This is a genomic window from Crossiella sp. CA-258035 (assembly GCF_030064675.1).
GTDB lineage: Bacteria > Actinomycetota > Actinomycetes > Mycobacteriales > Pseudonocardiaceae > Crossiella.
Genome location: NZ_CP116413.1, coordinates 1,125,467 through 1,147,718 on the forward strand (window position 1 = coordinate 1,125,467; position 22,252 = coordinate 1,147,718).

Consider the following 22,252-nt stretch of genomic DNA (forward strand, 5'->3'; position numbering starts at 1 on the left):
ATGCCTAACTACCGCGACGCGTCCGAAACCGGCGGCGAGGCCGCCCGGTTCACCCGGCGGATCGAGGACTTCACCTGCGGTCACTGCGAACGCACGGTCCGTGGCAACGGCTACACCAACCACTGCCCGCACTGCCTGTGGTCCCGGCACGTCGACATCAACCCCGGTGACCGGGCCGCGACCTGCGGCGGACTGATGCCGCCGGTGGCCGCCGGCATCCACAAGGACGCCTACTTCGTGGTCCAGCGCTGCGAGAAGTGCGGCCATCAGCGGCGCAACAAGACCTCCCCGAGGGACAGCAGGGAGACGATCCTCACGTACTTCGGCCGACCCATCCCGGGCTGAGCGCGGCGGTCGCGCTGCGCAGGCTGACCACGTCCGCGGCCAGGCTGTCGATCAGCAGCCGCTGCTCCTCGGTGCGCGGCTCTGGCGGTTCCGCGACCTCGGTGCTGTCGCTGAGCGCGCGCACCAGCCAGTCCAGGGTGTCCCTGGTCAGCGCCACGTCCCCGCCGTGCATGAGCAGTCCCGCGGTGCCGCTGCGCAGCCCGCGCAGCGCGTCGTCGGCCTGGGCCAGCGCGGCCCGGTTGGCCTCGGTGTCGTCCCGGCCCTTGAGCTGGCCGCCGAGCAGCTCGTGCAGCTGCGCCGAGGACCGCCGCTGCTGCCGGACCAGCCCGGGCACGTCGACCTCCGCCCGGCTGCGGCCCAGCTGCCCGGCGATCGAGGTCAGCCCGGCCCGCGCGCCCTCGGTGGCCCGGCGCAGCCGCTCCAGCGGGGCCGGGGTGCGCATACCGGGCACCACCGCGAAGCCGAACAGCAGTCCGATGCCGACCGCGAGCAGGATCAGCAGCACGTACTCCACCAGCACCGGTACCGGGTCCAGGTGCCGGGTGGTGGCGTTCATGCCGACCAGCATCAGCACCATGCAGGCGTTGAAGACGATCGGATAGCGCTGCTGGAAGCCGAACCCGACCAGCATGGTGACCAGTCCCAGCGGCATCAGCACCGCCTGCGGCAGCAGCCACAGCACGGCGGCCAGCGCGAGCGCGCCGAGCAGCGTGCCTGCCGCGCGCTGCCAGGCCTTGAGCGCGCTGGCCCGCCAGTCCGGCTGCATGATCATGAACACCGCCATCAGGAAGGACGGCATCAGCGGGTCGCCCGGTCGCTGGGCGGCGATGACCAGCGCGAGCAGCACACCGAGTGCGCAGCGCAGCGCGTGCCGGAACTGCGCGGACTGCCAGGAGATCGCCTCGGCCAGCCGCGCGCCCGGGTACTCCGCGCCGAGCCGGGAGTTCGCCGGGGTCCGGTCCCGCCCGGCCAGCGCGGCCCGCACCCGGTCCAGCCCGTCCCACAGCGTGTCCACCATCGCTGAGGTCGCCCCCGGCAGTTCAGCGGGAGTCGCGGGCCGCTCCGGCGCGGGCGCGTCTCCGCCGTCGACCACCACCGCGGCCAGCGCGGCGGCCTCGGCCTTGGCCGCCTCCAGCACCGCGCGCAGCTCAGCCGCCACCGGCTCGGGCAGCTGCTCGGCCCGGTCGGTGAGCAGGAACAGCTTGGTGCGGTAGCGCAGCCCGCCGTCGAGCACCTGACCCAGCCAGGTGCGCTGCCGGTCGCCGCGCCAGGCCCGGATCGCCGCGTCCGGCCCGCGCGGCCCGGCCTCGGTGAGCACCCCGGCCACCGCGGTCCTGGTCGGCTTGTCCGGATCCCGCAGCCCGGCCAGCAACCGCAACAGGATCACCACGCCCGAGCCCAGCGCGGGCGCGGCCACCACCTGCCAGAGGCTCGCGGTGCCGGTGGTCTGGAAGGCGTAGCCGAACAGCGCGCCCATGCCCAGCCCGAGCCCGACGGTGATGAACCGGGGCCCGAACGTGGGCAGCAGCGACACCGCGAACACGACCACGGTGAGCACCGCGATGGCCGCCACCACCGACACCTCGGCCAGCAGCCGCGGCCCGGCCACCACCAGCACCATCGCCGGGGCGAACACCGCGAGCAGCTTCAGATCCGGCCACAGCGCGCCGCCGAAGGCCGCGATCAGGCAGAACATCGCCGACAGCGCGCCGAGCACCGCGGCTGGCCCGAGCCCGGCCAGGAAGCCGAGCCCGGCCACCCCGCCGATGACCACGACCATCATCACCGGCAGCATCACGGGCGAAGGGCCGGACCGGGGTGCGCTGGTACTCACCCGGCCGATCATGCCCCACCAGCGGCTACTCGACCGGCACCCAGCCCACCTGCACCAGCTGCGTCGTCTGGTGGTCCCGCCACAGCTGCGCGCGCCCCGGCGGCGAGGCGTACGGCAGCAGCCCGGTGATCACGTCCGGGGTGTCCGGGTTGCCGTTGAGCAGCAGGGTCAGCGTGTCGTTGAAGTCCAGCGCGGACAGCAGCGGGTCGGTGCGGCGCAGGTAGCTGCCGGCCAGCACCAGGTGGAAGCCGATCCGCCGGGCGTCCGGCAGCAGGTCGGCCAGCACCTCCAGCACCCCGGCCTGCTGGGTGATCTCGTAGTCGTCGATCACCAGGTACACCTCGGGGCCGTTGCCCCTGCCCTCGTCCCGCCGCTTGACCAGGGACTCCCGGATCTCGTCGATCGGCACCGACATCTTGCTGGTCTGGGTCAGGTAGGTGAGCAGCCACTCGTTGGGCACCGAACCGAGCCAGTTGCGCTTGGGGTCGATCCCCGCCACCAGGGCCTGCTCCGGGGTGGTCGCGGCGGTGAGGTTGTGCAGCAGCGCGCGCAGCACCGCGGTCCGCCCGCTGCCGTAGTCGCCGAAGCACAGCAGGTGCTGCTTCAGGCCGAGCCCGAAGCCGTTCAGCTCGCCCTCGATCACGCCCAGCGGCCAGCGCTCGTTCTTGGGCACCTCGGTCAGCGGCACCTCGGCGGGCAGCGGCAGCAGCTGCTTGGGTCGCGCGCCGGTCCAGGCCGCGTTGATGGCCGTCACCGGGTCCGGCTGGTCCTGGAACCGCGGCAGCGCGGCCAGGAAGTGCTCGCCCTGGTAGGTCAGCCCGTGCCCGATGCCCGGCAGCTCCTTGGCCTTGACCGGGTCCACCGCGGAGAAGTGCGGCGCGGACAGCCCCAGCTCCAGCCTGCTGCTGAACGCATCGGCCAGCGGCTGCTCCAGCTCGCTCCAGCGGTTGATGCCCAGCAGCACGTGCACGTTCACCCCCGGCCCTCGGTTGATGAGGTCGTACACCGCGTCGTAGGCGTGCGGGTAGCGGCGCAGGCCGTACCAGCCGTGCACCAGCACCACCACCGCGCCGGGCTCGGCCGCCCCGGTCCCGTCCCGCCTGGCCCGTTCCCGCCGGTCGATCAGCGCGTTGAGCTCGTTGGCCGCGTGCCAGATGAGCGCGTAGTCCTGGTAGGCGGCGGCCACCCTGGTGTGCGGCAGGCCGCGCAGCGGCAGCAGCGACTCGCCCGCGAAGTCCAGCACGTACAGCTGGAGGTGCGCCGGCGTGTTGGCCAGGGCCAGGCTGAGCGCGGCGTTGTGCAGCACCTCGGCCACCCCGGCCGCCGGATCACCGACCACCAGCGCGTGACCGTCTCCTGTGGACAGTTCCAGCCGGTGCTGCTCCCGCCTTCGCTCCGCGGGCCGGTCCACCAGGCCGACGATGGGGGAGAGCCTCGGCTCGCCGGGGATGTGCAGGCCGAGCTGATCGTCGGTGGCCGTCGGCGGCAGCAGCACGTCCAGGCTCATCCGCTCGCGCAGCGGCGGCAGCAGCAGCGGTTCCGGGATGGCGGCCGTGCCGGTGAGCCCGGCCAGCGCCTCGGCCACCTGCGCGGCGGGCAGCGGCTGGCAGGTGACCGGGTCCTGGCCGGTGGCCCAGAGCACCAGGTCGCTGTCCCTGGTGTTGAGCTCGAAGCCGAAGTGCTTGGGCAGCCCCGAAGGCAGGTCGGTGACCTGGTCCAGCACCGCGACCAGGTGCACGCCCTGGTCCCGCCAACCGGCCGCCTCGTCCCTGATCACCTCGACCAGTCCGGGCGCCAGCCGCTCCAGCCTGCTGAACCGGTTGAGCACCACGACCAGCGAGGTCATCGGGTCCAGCTCCGGGTCGTAGTGCCGGGCCCGCTCGTAGTCGTGCTGGGTGCGCATCTTGCGCTGCCGCAACAGCTCCGCCCGCCGAAGGCTCTCCGCGCGCAGCGCCTGCACCACGTGCCGGGCCGCGTCCGCGCCGGTGAGCAGGTGCGCCAGCTGCGGCGCCCGCTCGAACTCCTCGAACACCGCGCCGTGGCCCGCGTCCAGCAGGAACAGGTTCAACGTGTCCGGCGAGTGCGCCGTCACCAGGCCCAGCAACAGTTGGCGCACCGCGGCGTCCCGGTTGGCCTCACCGAAGCCGGTGACCAGCCCGTGCGCGCCGATCCCGCCCAGCGACGGCGGTTTCAGGTCCACCTCGACCGGCTGACCGTCCACAGTGGACCCAACCGCGACCCGCAGCCGCTGCCCGACCGGCCGCACCGGCCAGCCCGCCTCCGTCACATCTCCCCCTACACCGTCCATGTCAGCTGCACCGTCTCCTCCGCCGTCCACCGCCGCGTGATCGCCCGCCCCGGCGGCAGCACCCTGGGCCGCACCCCGCTCACCGGGGTGACGTGCCGGTCGGCCCCGCTGAGCGAGAGCACGGTGGTGTCCTTGGGATCAAGCCCGCGCAGCACCGGATCCGTCTTCGCCGGGTACCGGCCAGCCGCGATCAGGTGGAACCCGGTCTTGGCCGCATCGGCCACCAGCGGCGCCAGCTGGTCCCGTTGCGCGGCCGCGAGGTAGTCGTAGTCGTCGATCACCAGGTACAGGTCCGGCCCGCGCCACTGCCCCTCGTGGTTCCGGCGCGGGGCCAGCGCGGTGCCGATGTCCCGGACCGCCTCGTCGAACTGCGTGGCGGTGCGCACGTAGGAGATCAGCAAGCCCTCGCAGTCAGCGTTGAACCAGGTCCGCCCGTAGTCCACGCCGACCACCCTGGCCTCCTCCGGCGTGCGCAGCGCGACCAGCCCGCGGATGAAGGACCTGATCAGCGTGCTCTTGCCGCTTTCCGGGTCGCCGAAGCACACCAGGTGCCGGTGCTGGAAGGTGAACGGCAGGCCGGAGCCCTCGGTCAGGCCGAGCTTGAAGTCCCGGTCGCCGCCGCCGATGTCGGCGAAGTTCACCTTGTACGGCAACGCTTTCAGCCGCTGCACCGGGTGCGGCCAGGCCGCCGCGAGGTCCGGGGCCAGGTCCCGGGCCCGGTGCCGGGGACCGGCCAGCATGAACAGCGTGCCGTCGCCGGTCCGGCCGCGCATCGAGCCCAGCTCCGGCGGCCTGCCCGGCAGCGGGGAGCTGTCCGGATCGGCCAGTGCCAGTTCCAGCCGGTGCCGGAAAGCGCCGTGCAGCGCGGGTTCCACATCCGCCCACCGGTCCAGGCCGAGCAGCACGTGCACGCCGACGGCCTGCCCGCGCAGCACCAGCTGCCGCAGCACCGCGGCCAGCCCCGGATGCAGCTCGGCGTCGGGCCAGCCGTGCACCAGCACGAAGATCGCGGCAGGCTCCCCGGCCTCGGCGCGATCGGTGCGGTCCGGCAGCCGGTGGTAGAGCTGCTCGCGGTGCTTGACCAGCCCGGCCAGCTCGTCCCTGGTCTTGTCCCGCAGGCTGTCGTCCGCGCCGCTGACCGCCACCCGCACGTGTGGCAGGCCGCCGGCCAGCTCGGGCAGCGAGCTGCCGTTGAGGTCGAGCAGGTAGAGCCGCGCCCGCTCCGGCGTCCGGTGCAGCGCGATGGACAGCGCGAAGCCGCTCAGCGCCCAGGCCAGCCCGGTGCCGACCAGCAGCACCTGCCCCTGTTCCACCATGACCCGGAACGGCTCGCCCCGCTCCGCGCCCAGCAGCTCGCCGACCGGCAGCGCGCTCGTCTCGCGCACCGCCCGCAACCCGTGCTCCTCGGTCTGCCGGAGCTCGACCAGGTTGGTGAAGTCGATCGTCTCGCGTGGCAGGAACGAACCCTCGGTCACCTTGGGCATGGTGGCCACCAGCGCCTGCACGTCCGGCGCGGCCTGCGGGGTGAACGCGACCGGCTCCCGCCCGGGCACCCGCAGCTCGGCGGCGTGGTCGGAAACGGCCAGCTCGAAGCCGAAGTAGCCGTCCAGCGCCGCGGGCACATCGGCGAGCCGGTCCTCCACCAGCAGCAGGTGCACGCCGTGGTCCCGCCAGGCCGCGCAGTGCCCGCGCAGCAGCTCGGTCAGCTCCGGCGACTCCCGGTGCAGCAGGCTGAGCCGGTGCAGCACCAGCACCAGCGGCACGATCGGCGGCAGCTCCGGCTGGTAGTGCCGGGCCCGGTCGTAGTCGTGCAGGGTGCGCATGCCGTGCGTGCGCAACAGCCGCCTGCGCTGCGCCGAGGTCGCGGCCAGGGCCTCGACCAACAGCGCGAGGCTCTGCGGCTCGCGCACCGCGTGCTGGGCCCGCTGGTAGTCCCGGAAGAGCTCCGCCCGCTCGCCGTCGACCAGGCAGAGCTGCACGGTCTCCGGCGCGTGCGTGTCCAGCAGCCCGCACAGCACCGCGTGCAGCAGCTCGGTCCTGGCTCCGGCCGCGATGCCGGTCAGCAGGCCGTGCGCGCCGATCCCGCCCAGCGGCGGTGGTTTCAGGTCCACCTCGACCGGCTGACAGTCCACAGTGGACCCCACCGTCACCCGCAACCGCTGTGCCGCCGGTCGCGCCTGCCACTCCCTCAACCCGCGCCCCCCGTGCTCGCCGATCTTCGCCGCCCCCATCTTCGCGCACCGCCCTGGCCGAAGGACTGCCCCCGCTTGGCGGAGCCGGTATCGGTCGCTCTGCGGATGGTGCAGAACCGGCCACAGCGTCAGACTGTCACCAGCATCCCCCGTATCCGCCATTCAGGGGCTGGTCACAGGTTCGAACGTGTGAAATGGCGGAGGCCCCCTTGTTGTCGCAGCTCGACACCCGCATCGACGTCGACTGGGTCCGCGTGGCCCTGAGCAGGGGCTGGGGTGCGGAGTGGGCCCGCCGCCCGCTCAACCCGCGCACCGACTGGCTGGGCCGTCCGACCGGCGACTCCTGGTTGGTGCACGCCAGCGCCCAGCCGCACGTGTTCACCATCCGGCTCGACCCGGCCGAGCGCGCGCCAGCCGCGCTGTTCCCGGTGCGGCAGAAGGTGCTGGCGCACTGCCGGCGGCAGGGCGTGCCCGCGCCCAACCCGGTGCGGACCACCGACGGCGGCACCGTGACCTGGCGCGGGGACCTGGCCTGCGAGCTGACCCCGGCGCTCAAGGGCGCGGTGCCGCACCACTTCGGCCCGAACCAGATCGCCGCCGTGGTGCGCGCCGGCCTGCTGCTGCGCGCCAGCCTGGACCAGGTGCCCGCGCCGGTGGTCAGCGCGCTGGCCGCGGTCGCCGTCCCGCCGCCGCCCTGCTGGCGCGCCGCGGTCGAGGCGGCCAGGAGCGACCTGCTGCCGCTGGCCGAGCGCCGCACCGACGACTGGGGCCGGGCCTGCGCGGCGATGCTGCGCGGCGTGCTGGCCGCCGAACCGCTGATGGACGCGCTGCGGCCGCGCACGGCGCGCGCGGTGGTGCACGGCAGCCTGTGCGGCAAGCAGTTCGTGCTCTCCGGCGGCCGGGACCCGCAGGTGCTCGGCGTGCTGGACTTCGGCGCGCTGCACGTGGGCGACCCGCTGCTGGACCTGGCCGCGCTGGCCGACACCGCGGCCAGGGTCCGGGTCGGCGAGACCGCCCAGCGCCGCGCCCTGGCCTCGTTCCAGGACCTGGCGGCCCGCGGCTACCTGCTCGCCGACGGCCAGGAACAGCTGCTGATGCCGTTGCTGCTGACCAGAACCGTGCCGCCGCTGGTCGAGCTGGTCCGCGCGGTCCTGCTGGTCGGCCGCCGGGGACCAGGTGTGATCGAGCGGTTCGACCGCTACGACCCGATGCACAAGGCGAACGTGCACCGCCTGCTCACCGGACCGGCCTGGTGAGACTCAGATCCTGGTCAGCACCACCACCGGGATCTGCCGGGTGGTCCTGGTCTGGTACTGGTCGTAGTCCGGCCAGGCCGCGGTCATCACCGGCCACAGCCTGGCCCGCTCGGCCTCGTCGGCGGGGCGCGCCCGCGCGGTGAACCGGTCCCCGGCCACCTGCACCTGGACCTCCGGCCGCTCCCGCAGGTTCAGGTACCAGGCCGGGTGCGTGGGCGCGCCGCCCTGGGAGGCCACCACCACGTAGTCCTCGCCGACCCGCTGGTAGATCAGCGCGGTCCGCCTCGGCTCCCCGCTGCGGCGGCCGGTGGTGGTCAGCAGCAGCGTGGTGGTGCCGTTCCACTCGTGGCCCTCGGCGCCGTCGGTGGCGACGTAGCGGTCGATGTGCTCCCTGACCCAGTCCCTCGGGCTGTCGATCGGCGTAGCGCTCACCCTCGGCTCCTCACTCCGGTTCCTCCAGCGTCAACGCCGGTGCGCGCACGGAAAGTCCGCGCAGCAGGAACTCCACCACCGACTCCAGGTAGTGATCTTCCTGCGGCGCGCGCCTGGCCACGACCCGCCAGTACACCGGCGCGGCCAGAAGGTCCAGCGCCAGCTCCAGATCGGTGTCCGGCGGCAGCTCGCCCCGCTCGATCGCCCGGCGCAGCGCGGTCGCGCCCCTGGCCCGTCGGGGCTCGCCGATCAGCTCGGCCATCGCCGTGGCCAGCTCGGGACTGCGGCCGGACTCGGCGATCAGGTCCGGCAGGATCCGGGCCACCCTCGGGTGGGTCAGCCAGTCCTGGACCGCGGTCAGCACGACCCGCAGGTCACCGCGCAGCGAACCGGTGTCCGGGGCCGGCGCCATCGGCACGCTGAGTTCGGCCATCGCCGCCAGCACCATGTCCTGCTTGGCCGGCCAGCGCCGGTACAGCGCGCTCTTGCCCACCCCGGCCCGCTTGGCCACCGCCTCCATGGACAGCCTGCCGTAGCCGGACCCGGCCAGCTCGTCCAGCACCGCCTCGGTGATCGCGGCGGTGACCTGCGGCTGGAGCACGGCGGCTCCGGTGGGAGTGCGTCGGGCGGACATGGACGGAACGGTACCGTCCCATCCTGTGTTAACGTCGGGACGGTACCGTTCCGTCCAATCGAAGGAGCAGGCATGCGGACCCCACGACAGGTCTTCGAGCACGCGCTGGAGCTGTTGCTGGCCAAGGACATGGACGGCTTCGCCGGCCTGTGGGCCGAGCAGGGCGTGCTGGAGTTCCCCTTCGCCGCGCCCGGCGCGCCGACCCGGCTGGCCGGGCGGGCCGCGGTGCACGAGTACGTCCGGGACTACCCGTCGATCCTGGACATCCGGTCGTTCCCGGAGGTCCGGGTGCACGAGACCGCCGACCCCGAGGTGCTGGTGGCCGAGTTCGAGGCCGAGGGCGTGGTGGTGCGTTCCGGCAGGCCCTACCGGCTGCGCTACGCCGCCGTGCTCACCATCAGGGACGGCGAGATCCACACCTACCGCGACTACTGGAGCCCGGCCGCGGTGGCCGAGCTGCTCGACGGTGCGGTGAGCCTGCCGGCGGTCTCGCGTGACTGAGCCGATCCTGGTCACCGGAGCCACCGGGACCACCGGCAGCAGGCTGGTCCGGCGGCTGGCCGCGGCCGGTCACCCGGTGCGCGCGGCCAGCCGGAAACCCAGCGCCGCCAACCAGATCCGCTTCGACTGGGGCGACCCGGGCACGTACCCGGCCGCCGTCGCGGGGGTGCGCCGGATGTACCTGGTCGCGCCGGTCGGACAGGCCGATCCGCTGCCCCAGGTCGAGGCGTTCCTGGACACCGCGCTGGCCGCCGGGCTGCGCAGGGTGGTGCTGCTCAGCTCCTCCGCGGTGCCCGAGGGCGCGCCGGCGCTGGGGGAGCTGCACGCGCTGGTCCGCCGCGAGTGTCCAGAGTGGACAGTGCTGCGGCCGTCCTGGTTCATGCAGAACTTCCTCGGTGATCACCCGCTTGCCGTGGCACTGCGCGAAACGGGTGAACTGGTCACGGCCACCGGCAACGGGCGGGTCGGCTTCGTGGACGCCGGTGACATCGCCGCGGTGGCCGAGCGCGCGCTGCTCGCCGAGCCCCCGTTGAACGAAGAACTGGTGATCACCGGGCCGGCCGCGCTGAGCTATGCCGACGCGGCCGCGGTCCTGACCGGACTGGGGGTCCCGGCCAGGCACCGCGCGGTCTCGGTGACCGAGCTCACCCAGCGTCACATCGCCGCTGGTTACCCACCGGATTTCGCCGCCCTGCTGGCCGGACTGGACGAGGGCATCCGGCAGGGCGCGGAAGACCGGGTCACCGACACCGTGCTACGGCTGACCGGGCGGCCGCCCTGCTCCCTTCGCGCGGTCCTGCTGGGCGTTATGGCGGGTCCGGTACCGACAATCGGGTGACGCGGTGTGGCAAATTGCTTGCTTAGGGTAATAGTTGCCGGGTGACGAGCCAGCCGATCAGGCACGGACCGTAGCTAGCCGACTTCGGGCTGGCGTCGGTAGGCTTCCCTGTCGCCGTGCCTTGCACTCCCGGCGTGCTCGTGGACCCCCGACCCTCCTCGTGCTCCCCAGGCAGACATGACAGTGCCACTTCCGGAAGACCTCCCGGCGCCGCGGCGCCCGGTCTCGGCCCACCAGGGCGGCTCCACGGCCGACAACCCTCGTGAGCGGGAGAAGCTCGCCCGGAAGTGGGCGTACCTGGTCAGCACCACCGCCTACATACCGCTCTCGCACCCCGAGGTGGAGCAGCGGCTGCTGGCACTGGTGGACATCCTGGTGAACGCGGTGTGCGCCGAACCGTTCGTCTCCTCGGCGGCCGGGCAGGTGGGCGCGGAGCTGGTGCGGCTCAACTGCGTCGGCCCGGAGAGCCTGGAGCGCAGCGTGGACGTGCTGGGCCGGGCGCTGCTCGGCCTGCCCAGCCTGCGCCGGGTGAACAAGCTGACCGACCGCGTGGTGATGGTGCTGGCCGCGCTCACCTCCGGCTACCTGGAAGCCTTCCGCGCCTTCATCTTCCAGCAGCAGGAGGCGCTGAACCGGGCGCTGTTCAAGGCGGCCAACGACGCCGAGCGGCAGCGCAAGGACAGCGACGCCCGGCTGGAGGAGGTCTTCCGCTGCTCGGCCAGCGGCATCGCCATCACCGACCTGGACGGCGCCTTCCTCAAGACCAACGCCGCCGTGCACGAGCTGCTCGGCTACACCGCCGACGAGCTCACCGAGCTGACCCTGTTCGACCTGGTCGCCGAGGACGAGCGCAGGTCGCTGCGCAAGGCCTGCGAGGACCTGCGCGAGGGCCGGGTGGACCGGTTGCGGCAGCAGCGGAAACGCATGCTGCACAAGGAAGACGAGCCGCTGTGGGCGCTGCTGAGCGTCTCCCTGCAACCGGGCAGCGACGGCGAGCCCGGCAGGCTGGTCACGGTGATCGCGGACGACACCCAGGTCACCGCGCTGCAGGCCACGCTGAACCGGCAGTCGCTGCACGACATGGTGACCAGGCTGCCCAACCGGCAGTACTTCAGCACCGCCACCGAGACCATGCTCCGCCGCGCCGACCCCGAACACGGCGTCACCCTGTACCACCTCGACCTGGACGCCTTCGCCGCGGTGAACAACGGCTACGGCTGTGAGGTCGGCGACCGGCTGCTGCGCGTCGTCGCGGACCGGCTGTTCACCATCTTCGAGGGCGAGGACACCATCATCGCCCGGCTCGGCGGCGACGAGTTCGCGGTGCTGGTGCGCAACTCGCCGACCACCCCGCCGGTGCTGACCATGGTGCAGCGCATCGACCACGACCTGTCCGAGGCGGTCTACCTCAACGAGAGCACCGGCATCGCGGTCTCGGCCACCATCGGCGTGGTGGACCGTCCGAGGCTGACCATCGGCGCCACCGAGCTGATGCGCGCCGCCGACCTGACCCTGCGCCGCGTCAAGCGCACCGGCCGCCGCCAGTGGGGCCTGTTCGACCAGCGCCAGGACACCGAGGACAGCGACGCCTTCCGCATCGCCGCGGCCATGGCAGGCGCCTGGGAGAACGGCGAGATCCAGCTCCGGCACCGCCCGGTGGTCCACCTGGCCGACCACGAGCTGCTCGGCATGGAAGGCCTGTTGTGCTGGCCAAGCCAGGAGTTCGGCCCCCAGGACCACGACCGCTGCCGCGACCTGGCCGAGTCAACCGGCCTGATCATCCCGCTGGGCGCCTGGCTGATGCTGGCCGCCGCCGAACGCAACCGCCGCCGGGTACAGCGCTCCGGCCAGGAACAACCACTCCTGCTCAGCCTCACCCCGACCCAGGCCGTCGAGCCGGACCTCACCTGCGTGGTCCACCGGGTGGTCACCGACACCGGCCTGCCCCCAGCGCAGCTCCGCCTGGGCTTCCCGGTCCAGACCCTGACCCAGCGCATGGCCGTCGACAACCTCACCGACCTGGCCGACACCGGCGTCCACATCACCCTGGACGACTTCGGCTCCACCACCGCCGAAATCGAACACCTGGAAGACCTGCCGATCAGCACGGTCCGCGTGGCCAAACCCCTGGTCGCCCGCCAAGCAGCCCAGCCCACTTCGCTGACCAGCAAAACCCTCCGCGAACTGGTCGCCACAGCGCAGCTGGCAGGAGCCACGGTCCTGGTCGACGGCGTGCACACCCAGGAACAGGCGGACTGGTGGCGCGCGGTCGGCGCGGAATCCGCCACCGGCGACCTGTTCACCGCGGACCCGGGCACCGACCCCACCGACTGACCACTCCGCGCCCGCCCCGCCCCCACCCCCTCCTTCTCCGCCGTTCGGCCCTGCCCACCCCGCCCGAAAACGTTTACGGTCAACCGGGCCGCCACCGCCACCCCTTCGTTCGACGCGGAAGAAGGAGTCATGGAAGGCAGGATCACCCGCCGGACGCTGATCACCGGCCTCACCGCCGCCGCGGCCCTCGCACCCAGCACCGCCCAAGCCACCCCGGCCTCCCCGCCCCAACCCGCAACCCCGGCCCCGCCGGTTGGCCCCGCCGCCCCGGCCCATGGCACCGTCGCCGCCCCCCACCTCGCCCGCCCCGCCGTCCCCACCCTCCCGTGGCTCGAGGCCAACAAGATCGTCGCCGACACCACCCTCCCCACCTTCCCGGACCGCCTCTTCAAAGCCGCCGACTACGGCGCCAAGCCCGACGGCAAGACCGACAACACCGCCGCCTTCGCCAAGGCCATCGAAGCCTGCGCCAAGGCAGGCGGCGGGCACGTCACGGTGGCCAAGGGCACCTACCTCACCGGCGCGATCCGCTTGCGCGGCAACGTGCACCTGCACCTGGAGACCGGCGTCGTGCTCAAGTTCAGCGGCGACGGCACGAAGTTCCCTGCCGTGCTCACCCGGTACGAGGGCATCGAGTGCATGAACCGCTCGCCGATGATCTACGCCTACGGCGAGAAGAACATCGCCCTCACCGGCAAGGCCGTCCTGGACGCGGGCGGCACCTCGCCGTGGAACAAGGGCAACGACCGCGCCTACCTGGAATCGTTGGTGGCCAAGGGAGTTCCGCCGGAGAAGCGGATCGTCCCCGGCTCGGGGCACACCATGCGCTCCACCTTCATCGAGCCGTACAGGTGCGAGAACGTGCTGATCCAGGGCATCACGCTGAAGAACCCCAAGTTCTGGCAGATCCACCCGACCCTGTGCCGCAACGTCACCATCGACGGAGTCAGCACCGACCCGAGCACCGCGGCCAGCAACACCGACGGCGTGGACCCGGAGTCCTGCGACCACGTGGTGATCGTCAACTGCGACCTGGGCGCGCACGACGACAACATCGCGATCAAGTCCGGCCGGGACGCCGACGGCCGCCGGATCAACGTGCCCTGTCAGAACATCGTGGTCGCGGACTGCCGGATGAACGGCAACTGGGGCGCGATCACCTGCGGCAGCGAGCAGACCGGTGGCATCCGCAACGTCTACGCCTACCGGCTGAACGTGGTGGGGGAGACCAAGTTCGCGCTCTACGTCAAGTCCAACACCCAGCGCGGCGGCTTCTCCACCAACATCAACCTGGACTCGGTCACCGGCGCCTACGTCCGCTCGGTGGTCTTCGTCAACTCCACCTACAACAACCAGACCGGCAGCACGCCACCGGTCTTCGGTCCCTTCCGCCTGACCAACTGCGGCAGCACCAAGGCCGCCTCGGTGCTTAACGTCAGCGGCCTGCCCGAGTCGCACGTCAGGGGCCTCGAGCTGACCGACTGCAAGTTCGACGGGGTGGCCAGCACCGCGAACACCATCAAGTTCGTGGACAACCTCAAGATCACCGGCACCACGGTGAACGGCAAACCCATGCGACCCTGACCCCGCCCGCGAGGTGGATGTCGGATTCTCGCTAGCGCGGGCGCGGGCAAGCGGTGATGCTGGTCGGTGTGCACGAGGACTTCGAGCGGTGCCTGCGGGCGGTCCAGGCCAAGGACGAGCGGTTCGACGGCTGGTTCTTCACCGCGGTGCGCACCACCGGCATCTACTGCCGGCCCAGTTGCCCGGTGCGGCCGCCCAAGCCGCGCAACATGACCTTCTACCCCAGCGCGGCCGCCGCCCAGCAGGCCGGCTACCGCGCCTGCAAGCGCTGCCGCCCGGACGCCAGCCCCGGCTCGCCGGAGTGGAACCACCGCGCCGACGCGGTCGCCAGGGCCATGCGCCTGATCGCCGAGGGCGTGGTGGACCGCGAGGGCGTGCCGGGACTGGCCGCGCACCTCGGCTACAGCACCCGCCAGGTGGAGCGCCAGCTCAACGCCGAGCTCGGCGCCGGACCGCTGGCGCTGGCCAGGGCGCAGCGCGCGCAAACCGCCCGGCTGCTCATCGAGACCAGCGCGCTGAGCATGACCGACATCGCGCTGGCCGCCGGGTTCGGCAGCGTGCGCACCTTCAACGACACCGTGCGCGAGGTGTTCGCACTCTCGCCCAGCGAGCTCCGCGCCCGCGCCGGCCGCGGCATCCCGGCGGCCACCACCGGCGCGGTGCTGCTGCGGCTGCCCTTCCGCAAACCGCTCTGCCCGGACAACCTGTTCGGCCACCTCGCCGCCACCGCGGTGCCCGGGGTGGAGGAGTGGCGGGACGGCGCCTACCGCCGCACCCTGCGCCTGCCGCACGGCCACGGCATCGTCGAGCTGTGGCCACAGCCCGACCACATCGGCTGCCGGCTGTCCCTCACCGACGTGCGCGACCTGCCGGTGGCCATCAGCCGCTGCCGGGTGCTGCTCGACCTGGACGCCGACCCGGCCGCCGTCGACGAGCAGCTGAGCGCTGACCCGGTGCTGAAACCGTTGGTGGAGAAGAACCCTGGCCGCCGGGTGCCACACACCGTGGACCCGGCCGAGTTCGCCGTGCGCGCGGTGCTCGGCCAGCAGGTCTCCACCGCGGCCGCCCGCACGCACGCCGGCCGCCTGGTCGCCGCGCACGGCCAGCCGATCGAGGACCCGGACGGCGGTCTCACCCACCTCTTCCCGGCCCCGCAGGCGCTGGCCGGGCTGGACCCCGCCGCACTGGCCATGCCGGAGTCCCGCCGCCGCACCCTGCTCGCTCTGATCGACGCGCTGGCCAACGAGGACCTGGACCTCGGCCCCGGCAGCGACTGGACCGCGGCCCGCGCCCAGCTCGCCGCCCTGCCCGGGTTCGGCCCGTGGACGGTGGAGACCATCGCCATGCGCGCCCTCGGCGACCCGGACGCGTTCATCCCCACCGACCTCGGCGTCCGCCTGGCCGCGCAAACCCTTGGCCTGCCGAGCACACCGGCCGCGCTGACCCGGCACGCCGCGCTGTGGCGGCCCTGGCGCGCCTACGCGGTCCAGCACCTCTGGGCCACCGGCGACCATCCGATCAACCTGCTCCCCGCGTGAGGAAACCCATGCGCACCAACACTGTTGTCGACAGCCCGTACGGCCCGCTGACCCTGGTCGCCCAGGACGGCGCGCTGGCCGGGATCTACATGGAACAGCAGCGCCACCTCCCGCCGAGGGAGAGCTTCGGCGAACCGGACCCCTCGGCGTTCGGCCAGGCGATCGAGCAGCTCAACGCCTACTTCGCCGGCGAGCTGCGCCGCTTCGACCTGCCGATGACGTTGCTGGGCACACAGTTCCAGCGTTCGGTGTGGCGGCTGCTGCTGGAGATCCCCTACGGCGAGACCGCCACCTACGGCGAGCTCGCGCAACGGCTGGGCAACCCCGCCGCGGCCCGCGCGGTCGGCCTGGCCAACGGCAAGAACCCGATCAGCATCATCGTGCCCTGCCACCGGGTGATCGGGTCCACCGGCAACCTCACCGGATATGGGGGAGGACTGGCGAAGAAGCGGCAGCTGCTGGACTTCGAGCGAGGTCGAGATCAGCTGTCAGTGTGGTGAGCTGGCCGTGCAGCCGCCTGCCGTCGGCCGGGCTGACCGTGGTCCACGCGGTGCCGTCGCTGGCCCGGTGCTCCTCCACCAGGTAGCGCCCGTAGGCGGTGTCGTGGAAGGCCACCACCCGCTCGGCCCGGCGCCGCCGCCCGGTGGCATCCAGCGCGGCCGCGCCGAACTGTCCGTAGTCCACCGGCTCCCGGAACATCAGCGCCAGCGCCGCGGCCTGCGCGGCGGGCACCCCGTGCTCGCCGAGCGCCGCCTCGAACGCCTCCAGGTCCCCGGTGGCCGCGGCCGCGCTGAGCGTCGCGGAGCGCACCGACACGCTCTCGCCCGGCCCCGGTGGCCGCTCGGGCAGCGGCGAGAGGATCGCGTGCGTCAGCCCGGTCGGCTCCAGCACGGTGACCTGCCAGCGGTCCCCGGCCAGCACCACCAGCGCGGCCTGCTCACCCGCGGCGGCGGCCAGCGCGCGCACCGGCTGCTCCAGGAACAGCCGCGCGTCCAGCTCCCGCTCCGGCCGGGCCAGCATCCGCAGCAGCGCCACCAGTTCCGGGTGCACCCCGCCGCGCAGCACCAGTCCGGCCGCGGACAGCTCGGCGTCCACGGCCAGTGCCTGTTCGGCCCGCTCGGCCTCGGTGTGCGCCTGCGCCGGGACCCGGACCACCAGTGGCTGCGGCCCCAGTTCCAGCCGCTGCCACAACAGGTCCACCGCGGCGGCGGAGAGCGTGAACGCGGTCACGGCACGGGGGACTGGCCGATGACCGCGGGCGTCTCCTCCTCGGTCTCCAGCGGGGGCCGCGGCACCGGGTGGTAGCCCAGCACCCCGTTGCGCAGGCCGAGCCCGCCCTGCTCCTGATCCGTCTCCGAGCGCTTGCGGTCCACAGTGGACTTCTCAGTCCTCGGCTCCGGCACCGACCGCACCACCATGCTCGGTCGCGGCGGATTGTGCTGCTGCGTACGGTGATCGTCGGCCGGGTTGCCGTCTCCGGTCACCGACCACACCTGGGTGCGGTCCACAGTGGACGATCGCGGCACCGGGTGTTCCTGAGGCACCAGCGGCACCGGCGCGGGATCCGGCAGCGCCGGGTGCGCCACGGGCGCGTGCGGCGGCTGCGGGGCCGGCTGGGCGGCCCGGCTCACCGTGACCGAGGCGTTGAGCCCCAACGGGTTCTTCAGCGACAGCCCGGACAGCAGCGAGCCGGGTGCGACGATCTCGATGTCCAGCCGGGGCGGGTTCACCAGCGGCGGCAGCGTGGCCAGCGCGGTGTCCACCCGCTCCTCGTAGACCTCCATCGCCCGCGCCGCCTCCGCGTGCGCCGAATCGACCTGCACCTCCACCGGCTCGTAGTCGATCCGGTTGTCCACCAGCGCGGGCAGCCAGGCCACCGCGGTCACCGGCTTGGTCGGGAAGAACCGCGGCGGCGGCACCTGGTTGCGCGCGTCGGCGTAGGCGTCGGCGCACTCCTGGGTGGCGCCGGCCTCGGTGTCCATCGCGACCTTGGTCTCCGCGGCCCAGCCGGCCAGCGGGGTCAGCGCCTCGGCGGTGCCGGTGGCGGCCGCACCCTGCCAGCCGGTGCGCAGCTTGGCCAGCCGGTTGTGCAGGTTCTCATCGACCCGGTGCAGCGCCTCGGCGAGCTGCCGGTAGGTGGTCACCGCGGGCTCGGTCACGCCGACGCCGGGTCCACAGTGGAGGTCCAGGTAGATCTTGAGGTGCGGGACGGCCAGCCAGCAGCGTCCATGGGCGCCTCGCATGCCGGTCCTTCCCTTCTCAGACCCGAAAACCAGTGGTCGCACTCTGCTCGGCGGCGCGGTACTCGGCCGCGGCCGCGTCCAGCTGCTCGACCGCGTGGAACAGCTCGGCCAGGTACACCGTCAGCACGGCCAGCGCGGAGTCCTCGGACTGCACCCCGCGCCGGGTCTGCTCCCCGGCCGCCGCCCTGCTCACCTCGTCCGAGGCCGCGGGCCAGCTGATCAGGTTGTGCTGGGCCTGCCGCAACAGCGGGGCCAGTTCGTTGATCGCCTCGACGAAGGCGGCCCTGGTGGCCTCGATCTCCTCGGCGTCCACGAGCAGCCTGCCAGGCGCGTGCTGAACCGGGGCGGCGGTAGTGAACACGCGCCGACGCTAGATCACTCGGCGGTCCGCCGAAACTGGCAAATCGGTTGTCCAACTGGGATTGTCGTGCGCGGATCATCGTGTCCGCAGGTGAACAAGGCTGTGTGCCGATCATCGGTCACTGGCCAGCCGGCGGAAATCACCTGTTCGGCCGCATGTGGCGCAAATCCACTGAATACCCGGCGAAAGTCGGTGGTCAACAACTTCCGGCCAGCACGCCGTCCACCAATCTGTCCACAGTGGACTGTACATCGGCGGGCTGGTCCAGGTAACCACCGGACATGATGCCGTCCCGCAGTAGCACCAGCGCGGTGGCCGCGTGGCCGGGGTCCGGGTGCCCCGCCTCGGTCAGCCGGTCGCGCAGCCCGTCGTGGAACCAGCCGCGGTGCTCTCGCACGACCGCCCGCACCGCGGACCGCGGGTCCGGGTACTCCGCGGCCGCGTTGAGGAAGGCGCAGCCCCGGAAGCCGGGGCCGCAGCTGGCCTTGGCGAACGCGCCGAGCATGGTGTGCACCGCCTCGACCGGCCTCTGGCCGGCCATGGCCGCCTCGACGCCGCCGCGGATCTGCTCGTCCTGCGCGCGCAGGTAGGCCACCACCAGGTCTTCCTTGGTGGGGAAGTGCCGGTAGAAGGTGGCCCTGGTCACCGAGGCGTCCTTGACCAGCCGGTCCACCCCGATGGCCTGGATGCCCTCGGCGTAGAACAGCTCGGAGGCGGTGGCCAGCAGCCGCTCCCGCGGCGCGGAGACCTTGGCGTCGGTGCTCATGCCACCATCATACAGAACGTTCGTTCTATCTGAAGAGGCTGATGAGCGGACTAGCATTCGGGGCATGCCACGGCCGCGGAGCTTCGACGAAGACGAGGTGCTGGCCGCCGTCTGCGCCCAGTTCGAGCGCTCCGGCTACGCGGCCACCTCGCTGGATGACCTAATGCACGCCACCGGCCTCGGCAAGGGCAGCCTGTACGGCGCCTTCGGCGACAAGCGGCGGCTGTTCCTGCGCGCGCTGGACATCAACCGCGAGCGCCAGGTCCGGGCGATCTGCGAGGGCCTGCGCGGAGACGGGCCCGCCCTGCGGAACCTGCGTGACCAGCTCGTCCGGCTGGTTGCCAAGCCGGGGGACAAGGACCGGTTCGGCTGCATGCTGGTCAACGGCGCGGCCGAGCTGGGCGAGGAGGACCCGGAGGTGCGGGAGCGCACCCGGGCCACCTTCCTCGCGCTCGAGGGCCTGGTCGCCGGTGCCCTGGATGCCGCGGTGACCGAGGGCGACCTGGCTTCCGACCTGGACACCACCACGGCGGCCCGGCTGCTGCTGGCCACCGTGCAGGGCGTGGAGCTCTTGCGCCGCAGCGGTTTGAGCGATGAGACCATCGGTGAGGTGGTGGCCGCCGCGGTCATGAACCTGCCGAAACCGGCAACCCCCGCTCCAGTAGCCGGATGACCGACTCGGCCGCCTGGTGCTTGCCCATCAGGCCCTCGCCGGTGGCCTCGATCCCGGCGTAGACGTTCCACCACAGCACCTTGTAGATCCACTCCGGGTTCACCGCCGGGTCGAGGTAGCCCTCGGCCTGCGCGCGGGTGATCAGCCGCGCCACCGGCTTGTCGGCCTCCACGAAGGCCTCGGCCAGCCAGTCGTCGGCATGGCGCTGCTGCCCCTCGCTGCACACCTGGATCATCGCCGGGGTCAGCTCGAAGTAGGCGTGCACCGCCCGGCGCAGCGCCTCCGCCGGGGTGCCCTCGGCAAGCTTCGCCTCGGCCAGCGCGGACCGCAGCCGGTCCACGGTCATCCGGAAGATCGCGGTCATCAGCTCGGAGCGCTCCGGGAAGTAGCGGTGCAGCGTGCTGCGCCCGACCTCGGCGGCGTCGGCGATCTCGGCCATCGAGGCGGAGGACCGCTGGGCAAGGACCACCACGGCGGCGTCCAGGATGGCCCGGCGGGTCCGACTGCGGCTGGCTGACTCCCGAGTGGCGCTGGTCATATCGACACTCTAGTACTCGGTAATCCCAGTTAGGAACTTTAGGTCACAAATTTTGGGACAACTGTGTCCCACGGTGGTACGTTCTTGCTCGACCCAACCGAACTCCTTGGGGGCAAGGACATGCCGGAAGCCGAATCGCCACGCTGGCAGAACACCAAGGTGCTGTGGTCCTTCGTGCGACCACACCGCCGGACGCTGCTGCTCGGCCTGGTGCTGGGCCTTGGCACCACCGGGGCCACCCTGGCCACGCCGCTGGTCACCAAGTCGGTGCTGGACGGCCTGGCCACGGCCGCGCCGATCCTGCCCATGGTGGCGCTGCTGGTGGGCCTGCTGCTGCTCGGCGCCCTGCTCGGCCTGGCCCAGTGGATCCTGCTGGGCAAGCTGGCCGAGCGGATCGTGCTGGACGCCCGCAGCACCATGGTGCGCAGGCTGTTCCGGGTCCGGATCGGCGAGCTGACCAACCGGTCCAGCGGCGAGCTGGTCACTCGGGTCACCTCGGACACCGTGCTGCTGCGCGAGGCCGCCACCGACAGCGTGGTCAACTTCGTCAACGGCGCGGTCGCACTGGCCGGCGCGCTGATCCTGATGGGCGTGCTGGACCTGGTGCTGTTCGGGGCCACCGTGGTGGTGCTCATCGTGGTCGGCATCGTGGTTGCGGTGCTGATGTCCCCGCTTGCCGCGGCCCAGCAGAACGCCCAGGCCGCGGTCGGCAGGCTCGGCGGCGTGCTGGAAGGCGCGCTGCGCGCCATCCGCACGGTCAAGGCCAGCCGCGCCGAGGCCAGGGAGAGCGGCCGGATCCTCACCGAGGCCCAGGAGTCCGCCAAGCAGAGCGTGCGCGCGGTGCGGATCGAGGCGGTGGCCTGGACCACCGCGAGCTGGGGCATCCAGCTGGCCATCCTGCTGATCCTGGCGCTGGGCGCCTGGCGGGTCAGCTCCGGCGCGCTGCCGGTGTCCAGCCTGGTCGCCTTCCTGCTCTACGCCTTCCAGGTCATGGAACCGGTCTCCACCCTGACCCGCACCTTCACCCAGCTCCAGTCCGGCCTGGCCGCCGCGGCCCGGATCAGGGAGATCGAGAACCTGTCCGTGGAGCAGAGCGAGCGCCTGCCCAAGGAGCCGGTGCCGGCCGCGCAGGCCCCGGTGCTCTCCTTCCGCGAGGTCACCGCCAGGTACGCGCCGGGCGCCCCGGCCGCGCTGGACGGCATCAGCCTGGACATCCCACGCACCGGGCACACCGCGATCGTCGGCCCGTCCGGCTCCGGCAAGACCACCATGTTCTCCCTGATGCTGCGCTTCCTGCAGCCCGAACGCGGCGAGCTCGCCCTGGACGGCGCCTCCTACGACGAGTGGTCGCTGGCCGAGGTGCGCCGGCGGATCGTCTACGTGGAGCAGGACACCCCGCTGGTGCCCGGCACGCTGCGGGAGAACCTGCGCTACACCCACACCGACGCCACCGACGAGGAGTTGTGGGCCGCGCTGGAGGCCGTCCGGCTGGCCGAGCGGGCCCGCGACCTGCCGGACGGACTGGACACGGTGCTCTCCGGTGCCGCGGTCTCCGGCGGCGAGCGCCAGCGGATCGCACTGGCCCGCGCCCTGGTCAGCGACCCGGAGATCCTGCTGCTGGACGAGGCCACCGCCCAGCTGGACGGCCTGACCGAGGCCGCGGTGCAGGACGTGATCAACCGGATCTCCGCCCGCGGCGCGGTGGTGACCATCGCGCACCGACTGTCCACTGTGCTCGACGCCGACCAGATCCTGTTGCTGGAGAAGGGAAAGCGCCGAGCCCTCGGTAACCACGCGGAGCTGCTCGCCACCGACGAGCTGTACCGGGACCTGGTGGCCGCGCTGCGCATCGCCCCGGCCACCAGCGCGGCCTGA

20 protein-coding genes are annotated in these 22,252 nt (G+C 72.5%); 10 read left to right on the forward strand and 10 right to left on the reverse strand.

The features are described from left to right. Positions 1-345, forward strand: a complete 345-nt coding sequence (locus N8J89_RS05430; protein WP_283663255.1) for an RNHCP domain-containing protein — start codon at positions 1-3, stop codon at positions 343-345. Here the strand turns inward: N8J89_RS05430 and N8J89_RS05435 are convergent. The 3 genes from N8J89_RS05435 to N8J89_RS05445 are packed head-to-tail and all read right to left on the reverse strand — an operon-like array spanning position 314 to position 6,718. Further along, on the reverse strand, positions 314-2,179 hold the full coding sequence (locus tag N8J89_RS05435) for an FUSC family protein (RefSeq protein ID WP_283663256.1): 1,866 nt from the start codon (positions 2,177-2,179) through the stop codon (positions 314-316). The two genes, N8J89_RS05430 and N8J89_RS05435, sit on opposite strands and share 32 nt — an antisense overlap. Positions 2,180-2,204: 25 nt before the next feature. Then, positions 2,205-4,487: an FtsK/SpoIIIE domain-containing protein gene (locus tag N8J89_RS05440; RefSeq protein ID WP_283663257.1), complete on the reverse strand. Its 2,283-nt coding sequence runs from the start codon at positions 4,485-4,487 to the stop codon at positions 2,205-2,207. Further along, on the reverse strand, positions 4,475-6,718 hold the full coding sequence (locus N8J89_RS05445; RefSeq protein WP_283663258.1) for an FtsK/SpoIIIE domain-containing protein: 2,244 nt from the start codon (positions 6,716-6,718) through the stop codon (positions 4,475-4,477). The genes N8J89_RS05440 and N8J89_RS05445 overlap by 13 nt, the downstream gene beginning before the upstream one ends. Positions 6,719-6,888: 170 nt before the next feature. Between N8J89_RS05445 and N8J89_RS05450 the strand changes: the two genes are divergently transcribed. Beyond that, positions 6,889-7,935: a phosphotransferase gene (locus N8J89_RS05450; protein ID WP_283663259.1), complete on the forward strand. Its 1,047-nt coding sequence runs from the start codon at positions 6,889-6,891 to the stop codon at positions 7,933-7,935. 3 nt (positions 7,936-7,938) lie between these two features. Here the strand turns inward: N8J89_RS05450 and N8J89_RS05455 are convergent, their stop codons facing one another. Beyond that, positions 7,939-8,367, reverse strand: coding sequence for a nitroreductase family deazaflavin-dependent oxidoreductase (locus N8J89_RS05455; RefSeq protein ID WP_283663260.1), 429 nt, complete (start codon positions 8,365-8,367; stop codon positions 7,939-7,941). A gap of 10 nt (positions 8,368-8,377) precedes the next feature. Further along, complete coding sequence (locus tag N8J89_RS05460; protein WP_283663261.1) at positions 8,378-9,001, reverse strand: TetR/AcrR family transcriptional regulator; 624 nt, start codon at positions 8,999-9,001, stop codon at positions 8,378-8,380. A 72-nt stretch (positions 9,002-9,073) separates the two neighbouring features. On the opposite strand from N8J89_RS05460, the gene N8J89_RS05465 reads away from it, so the two are divergent. The 6 genes from N8J89_RS05465 to N8J89_RS05490 all read left to right on the forward strand — a co-directional run bounded on the left by N8J89_RS05465 (position 9,074) and on the right by N8J89_RS05490 (position 16,296). Beyond that, positions 9,074-9,502, forward strand: coding sequence for a nuclear transport factor 2 family protein (locus N8J89_RS05465; RefSeq protein WP_283663262.1), 429 nt, complete (start codon positions 9,074-9,076; stop codon positions 9,500-9,502). Further along, positions 9,495-10,340, forward strand: coding sequence for an NAD(P)H-binding protein (locus N8J89_RS05470; RefSeq protein WP_283663263.1), 846 nt, complete (start codon positions 9,495-9,497; stop codon positions 10,338-10,340). The genes N8J89_RS05465 and N8J89_RS05470 overlap by 8 nt, the downstream gene beginning before the upstream one ends. Before the next feature lie 177 nt (positions 10,341-10,517). Then, complete coding sequence (locus tag N8J89_RS05475; RefSeq protein WP_283663264.1) at positions 10,518-12,674, forward strand: putative bifunctional diguanylate cyclase/phosphodiesterase; 2,157 nt, start codon at positions 10,518-10,520, stop codon at positions 12,672-12,674. 129 nt (positions 12,675-12,803) lie between these two features. Then, complete coding sequence (locus N8J89_RS05480) at positions 12,804-14,258, forward strand: glycoside hydrolase family 28 protein (protein WP_283663265.1); 1,455 nt, start codon at positions 12,804-12,806, stop codon at positions 14,256-14,258. Positions 14,259-14,326: 68 nt separating this feature from the next. Then, positions 14,327-15,796 carry a DNA-3-methyladenine glycosylase 2 family protein gene (locus tag N8J89_RS05485; protein WP_283666101.1) on the forward strand — a complete coding sequence of 490 codons (1,470 nt, stop codon included), beginning with the start codon at positions 14,327-14,329 and terminating at the stop codon, positions 15,794-15,796. 8 nt (positions 15,797-15,804) lie between these two features. After that, positions 15,805-16,296 (forward strand): methylated-DNA--[protein]-cysteine S-methyltransferase, encoded by a 492-nt coding sequence (locus N8J89_RS05490; RefSeq protein WP_283663266.1) that lies wholly within the window; start codon positions 15,805-15,807, stop codon positions 16,294-16,296. Here the strand turns inward: N8J89_RS05490 and N8J89_RS05495 are convergent. The 4 genes from N8J89_RS05495 to N8J89_RS05510 form a co-directional block, all read right to left on the reverse strand. Further along, positions 16,214-17,026: an ESX secretion-associated protein EspG gene (locus N8J89_RS05495; protein WP_283663267.1), complete on the reverse strand. Its 813-nt coding sequence runs from the start codon at positions 17,024-17,026 to the stop codon at positions 16,214-16,216. The genes N8J89_RS05490 and N8J89_RS05495 overlap by 83 nt on opposite strands. After that, positions 17,023-18,039 (reverse strand): PPE domain-containing protein, encoded by a 1,017-nt coding sequence (locus tag N8J89_RS05500; RefSeq protein ID WP_283663268.1) that lies wholly within the window; start codon positions 18,037-18,039, stop codon positions 17,023-17,025. Before N8J89_RS05500 ends, N8J89_RS05495 begins: the two co-directional genes overlap by 4 nt. Before the next feature lie 16 nt (positions 18,040-18,055). Next, complete coding sequence (locus N8J89_RS05505; RefSeq protein WP_283663269.1) at positions 18,056-18,400, reverse strand: hypothetical protein; 345 nt, start codon at positions 18,398-18,400, stop codon at positions 18,056-18,058. 196 nt (positions 18,401-18,596) lie between these two features. Next, positions 18,597-19,166, reverse strand: a complete 570-nt coding sequence (locus tag N8J89_RS05510; RefSeq protein ID WP_283663270.1) for a TetR/AcrR family transcriptional regulator — start codon at positions 19,164-19,166, stop codon at positions 18,597-18,599. Positions 19,167-19,230: 64 nt separating this feature from the next. Between N8J89_RS05510 and N8J89_RS05515 the strand changes: the two genes are divergently transcribed. Continuing rightward, positions 19,231-19,839: a TetR/AcrR family transcriptional regulator gene (locus N8J89_RS05515; protein ID WP_283663271.1), complete on the forward strand. Its 609-nt coding sequence runs from the start codon at positions 19,231-19,233 to the stop codon at positions 19,837-19,839. Here the strand turns inward: N8J89_RS05515 and N8J89_RS05520 are convergent. Continuing rightward, on the reverse strand, positions 19,793-20,377 hold the full coding sequence (locus tag N8J89_RS05520) for a TetR/AcrR family transcriptional regulator (RefSeq protein ID WP_283663272.1): 585 nt from the start codon (positions 20,375-20,377) through the stop codon (positions 19,793-19,795). The two genes, N8J89_RS05515 and N8J89_RS05520, sit on opposite strands and share 47 nt — an antisense overlap. Positions 20,378-20,497: 120 nt before the next feature. Between N8J89_RS05520 and N8J89_RS05525 the strand changes: the two genes are divergently transcribed. After that, on the forward strand, positions 20,498-22,252 hold the full coding sequence (locus N8J89_RS05525) for an ABC transporter ATP-binding protein (protein ID WP_283663273.1): 1,755 nt from the start codon (positions 20,498-20,500) through the stop codon (positions 22,250-22,252).

Bases quoted from the DNA above. Each gene is read 5' to 3' on its own strand.
- N8J89_RS05475 (WP_283663264.1), top strand. From the start codon at position 10,518: ATGACAGTGCCACTTCCGGAAGACCTCCCGGCGCCGCGGCGCCCGGTC.
- N8J89_RS05500 (WP_283663268.1), bottom strand. From the start codon at position 18,039: ATGCGAGGCGCCCATGGACGCTGCTGGCTGGCCGTCCCGCACCTCAAG.
- N8J89_RS05440 (WP_283663257.1), bottom strand. From the start codon at position 4,487: ATGGACGGTGTAGGGGGAGATGTGACGGAGGCGGGCTGGCCGGTGCGG.
- N8J89_RS05515 (WP_283663271.1), top strand. From the start codon at position 19,231: ATGCCACGGCCGCGGAGCTTCGACGAAGACGAGGTGCTGGCCGCCGTC.
- N8J89_RS05445 (WP_283663258.1), bottom strand. From the start codon at position 6,718: ATGGGGGCGGCGAAGATCGGCGAGCACGGGGGGCGCGGGTTGAGGGAG.
- N8J89_RS05460 (WP_283663261.1), bottom strand. From the start codon at position 9,001: ATGTCCGCCCGACGCACTCCCACCGGAGCCGCCGTGCTCCAGCCGCAG.
- N8J89_RS05490 (WP_283663266.1), top strand. From the start codon at position 15,805: ATGCGCACCAACACTGTTGTCGACAGCCCGTACGGCCCGCTGACCCTG.
- N8J89_RS05480 (WP_283663265.1), top strand. From the start codon at position 12,804: ATGGAAGGCAGGATCACCCGCCGGACGCTGATCACCGGCCTCACCGCC.
- N8J89_RS05510 (WP_283663270.1), bottom strand. From the start codon at position 19,166: ATGAGCACCGACGCCAAGGTCTCCGCGCCGCGGGAGCGGCTGCTGGCC.
- N8J89_RS05520 (WP_283663272.1), bottom strand. From the start codon at position 20,377: ATGACCAGCGCCACTCGGGAGTCAGCCAGCCGCAGTCGGACCCGCCGG.
- N8J89_RS05465 (WP_283663262.1), top strand. From the start codon at position 9,074: ATGCGGACCCCACGACAGGTCTTCGAGCACGCGCTGGAGCTGTTGCTG.
- N8J89_RS05525 (WP_283663273.1), top strand. From the start codon at position 20,498: ATGCCGGAAGCCGAATCGCCACGCTGGCAGAACACCAAGGTGCTGTGG.
- N8J89_RS05430 (WP_283663255.1), top strand. From the start codon at position 1: ATGCCTAACTACCGCGACGCGTCCGAAACCGGCGGCGAGGCCGCCCGG.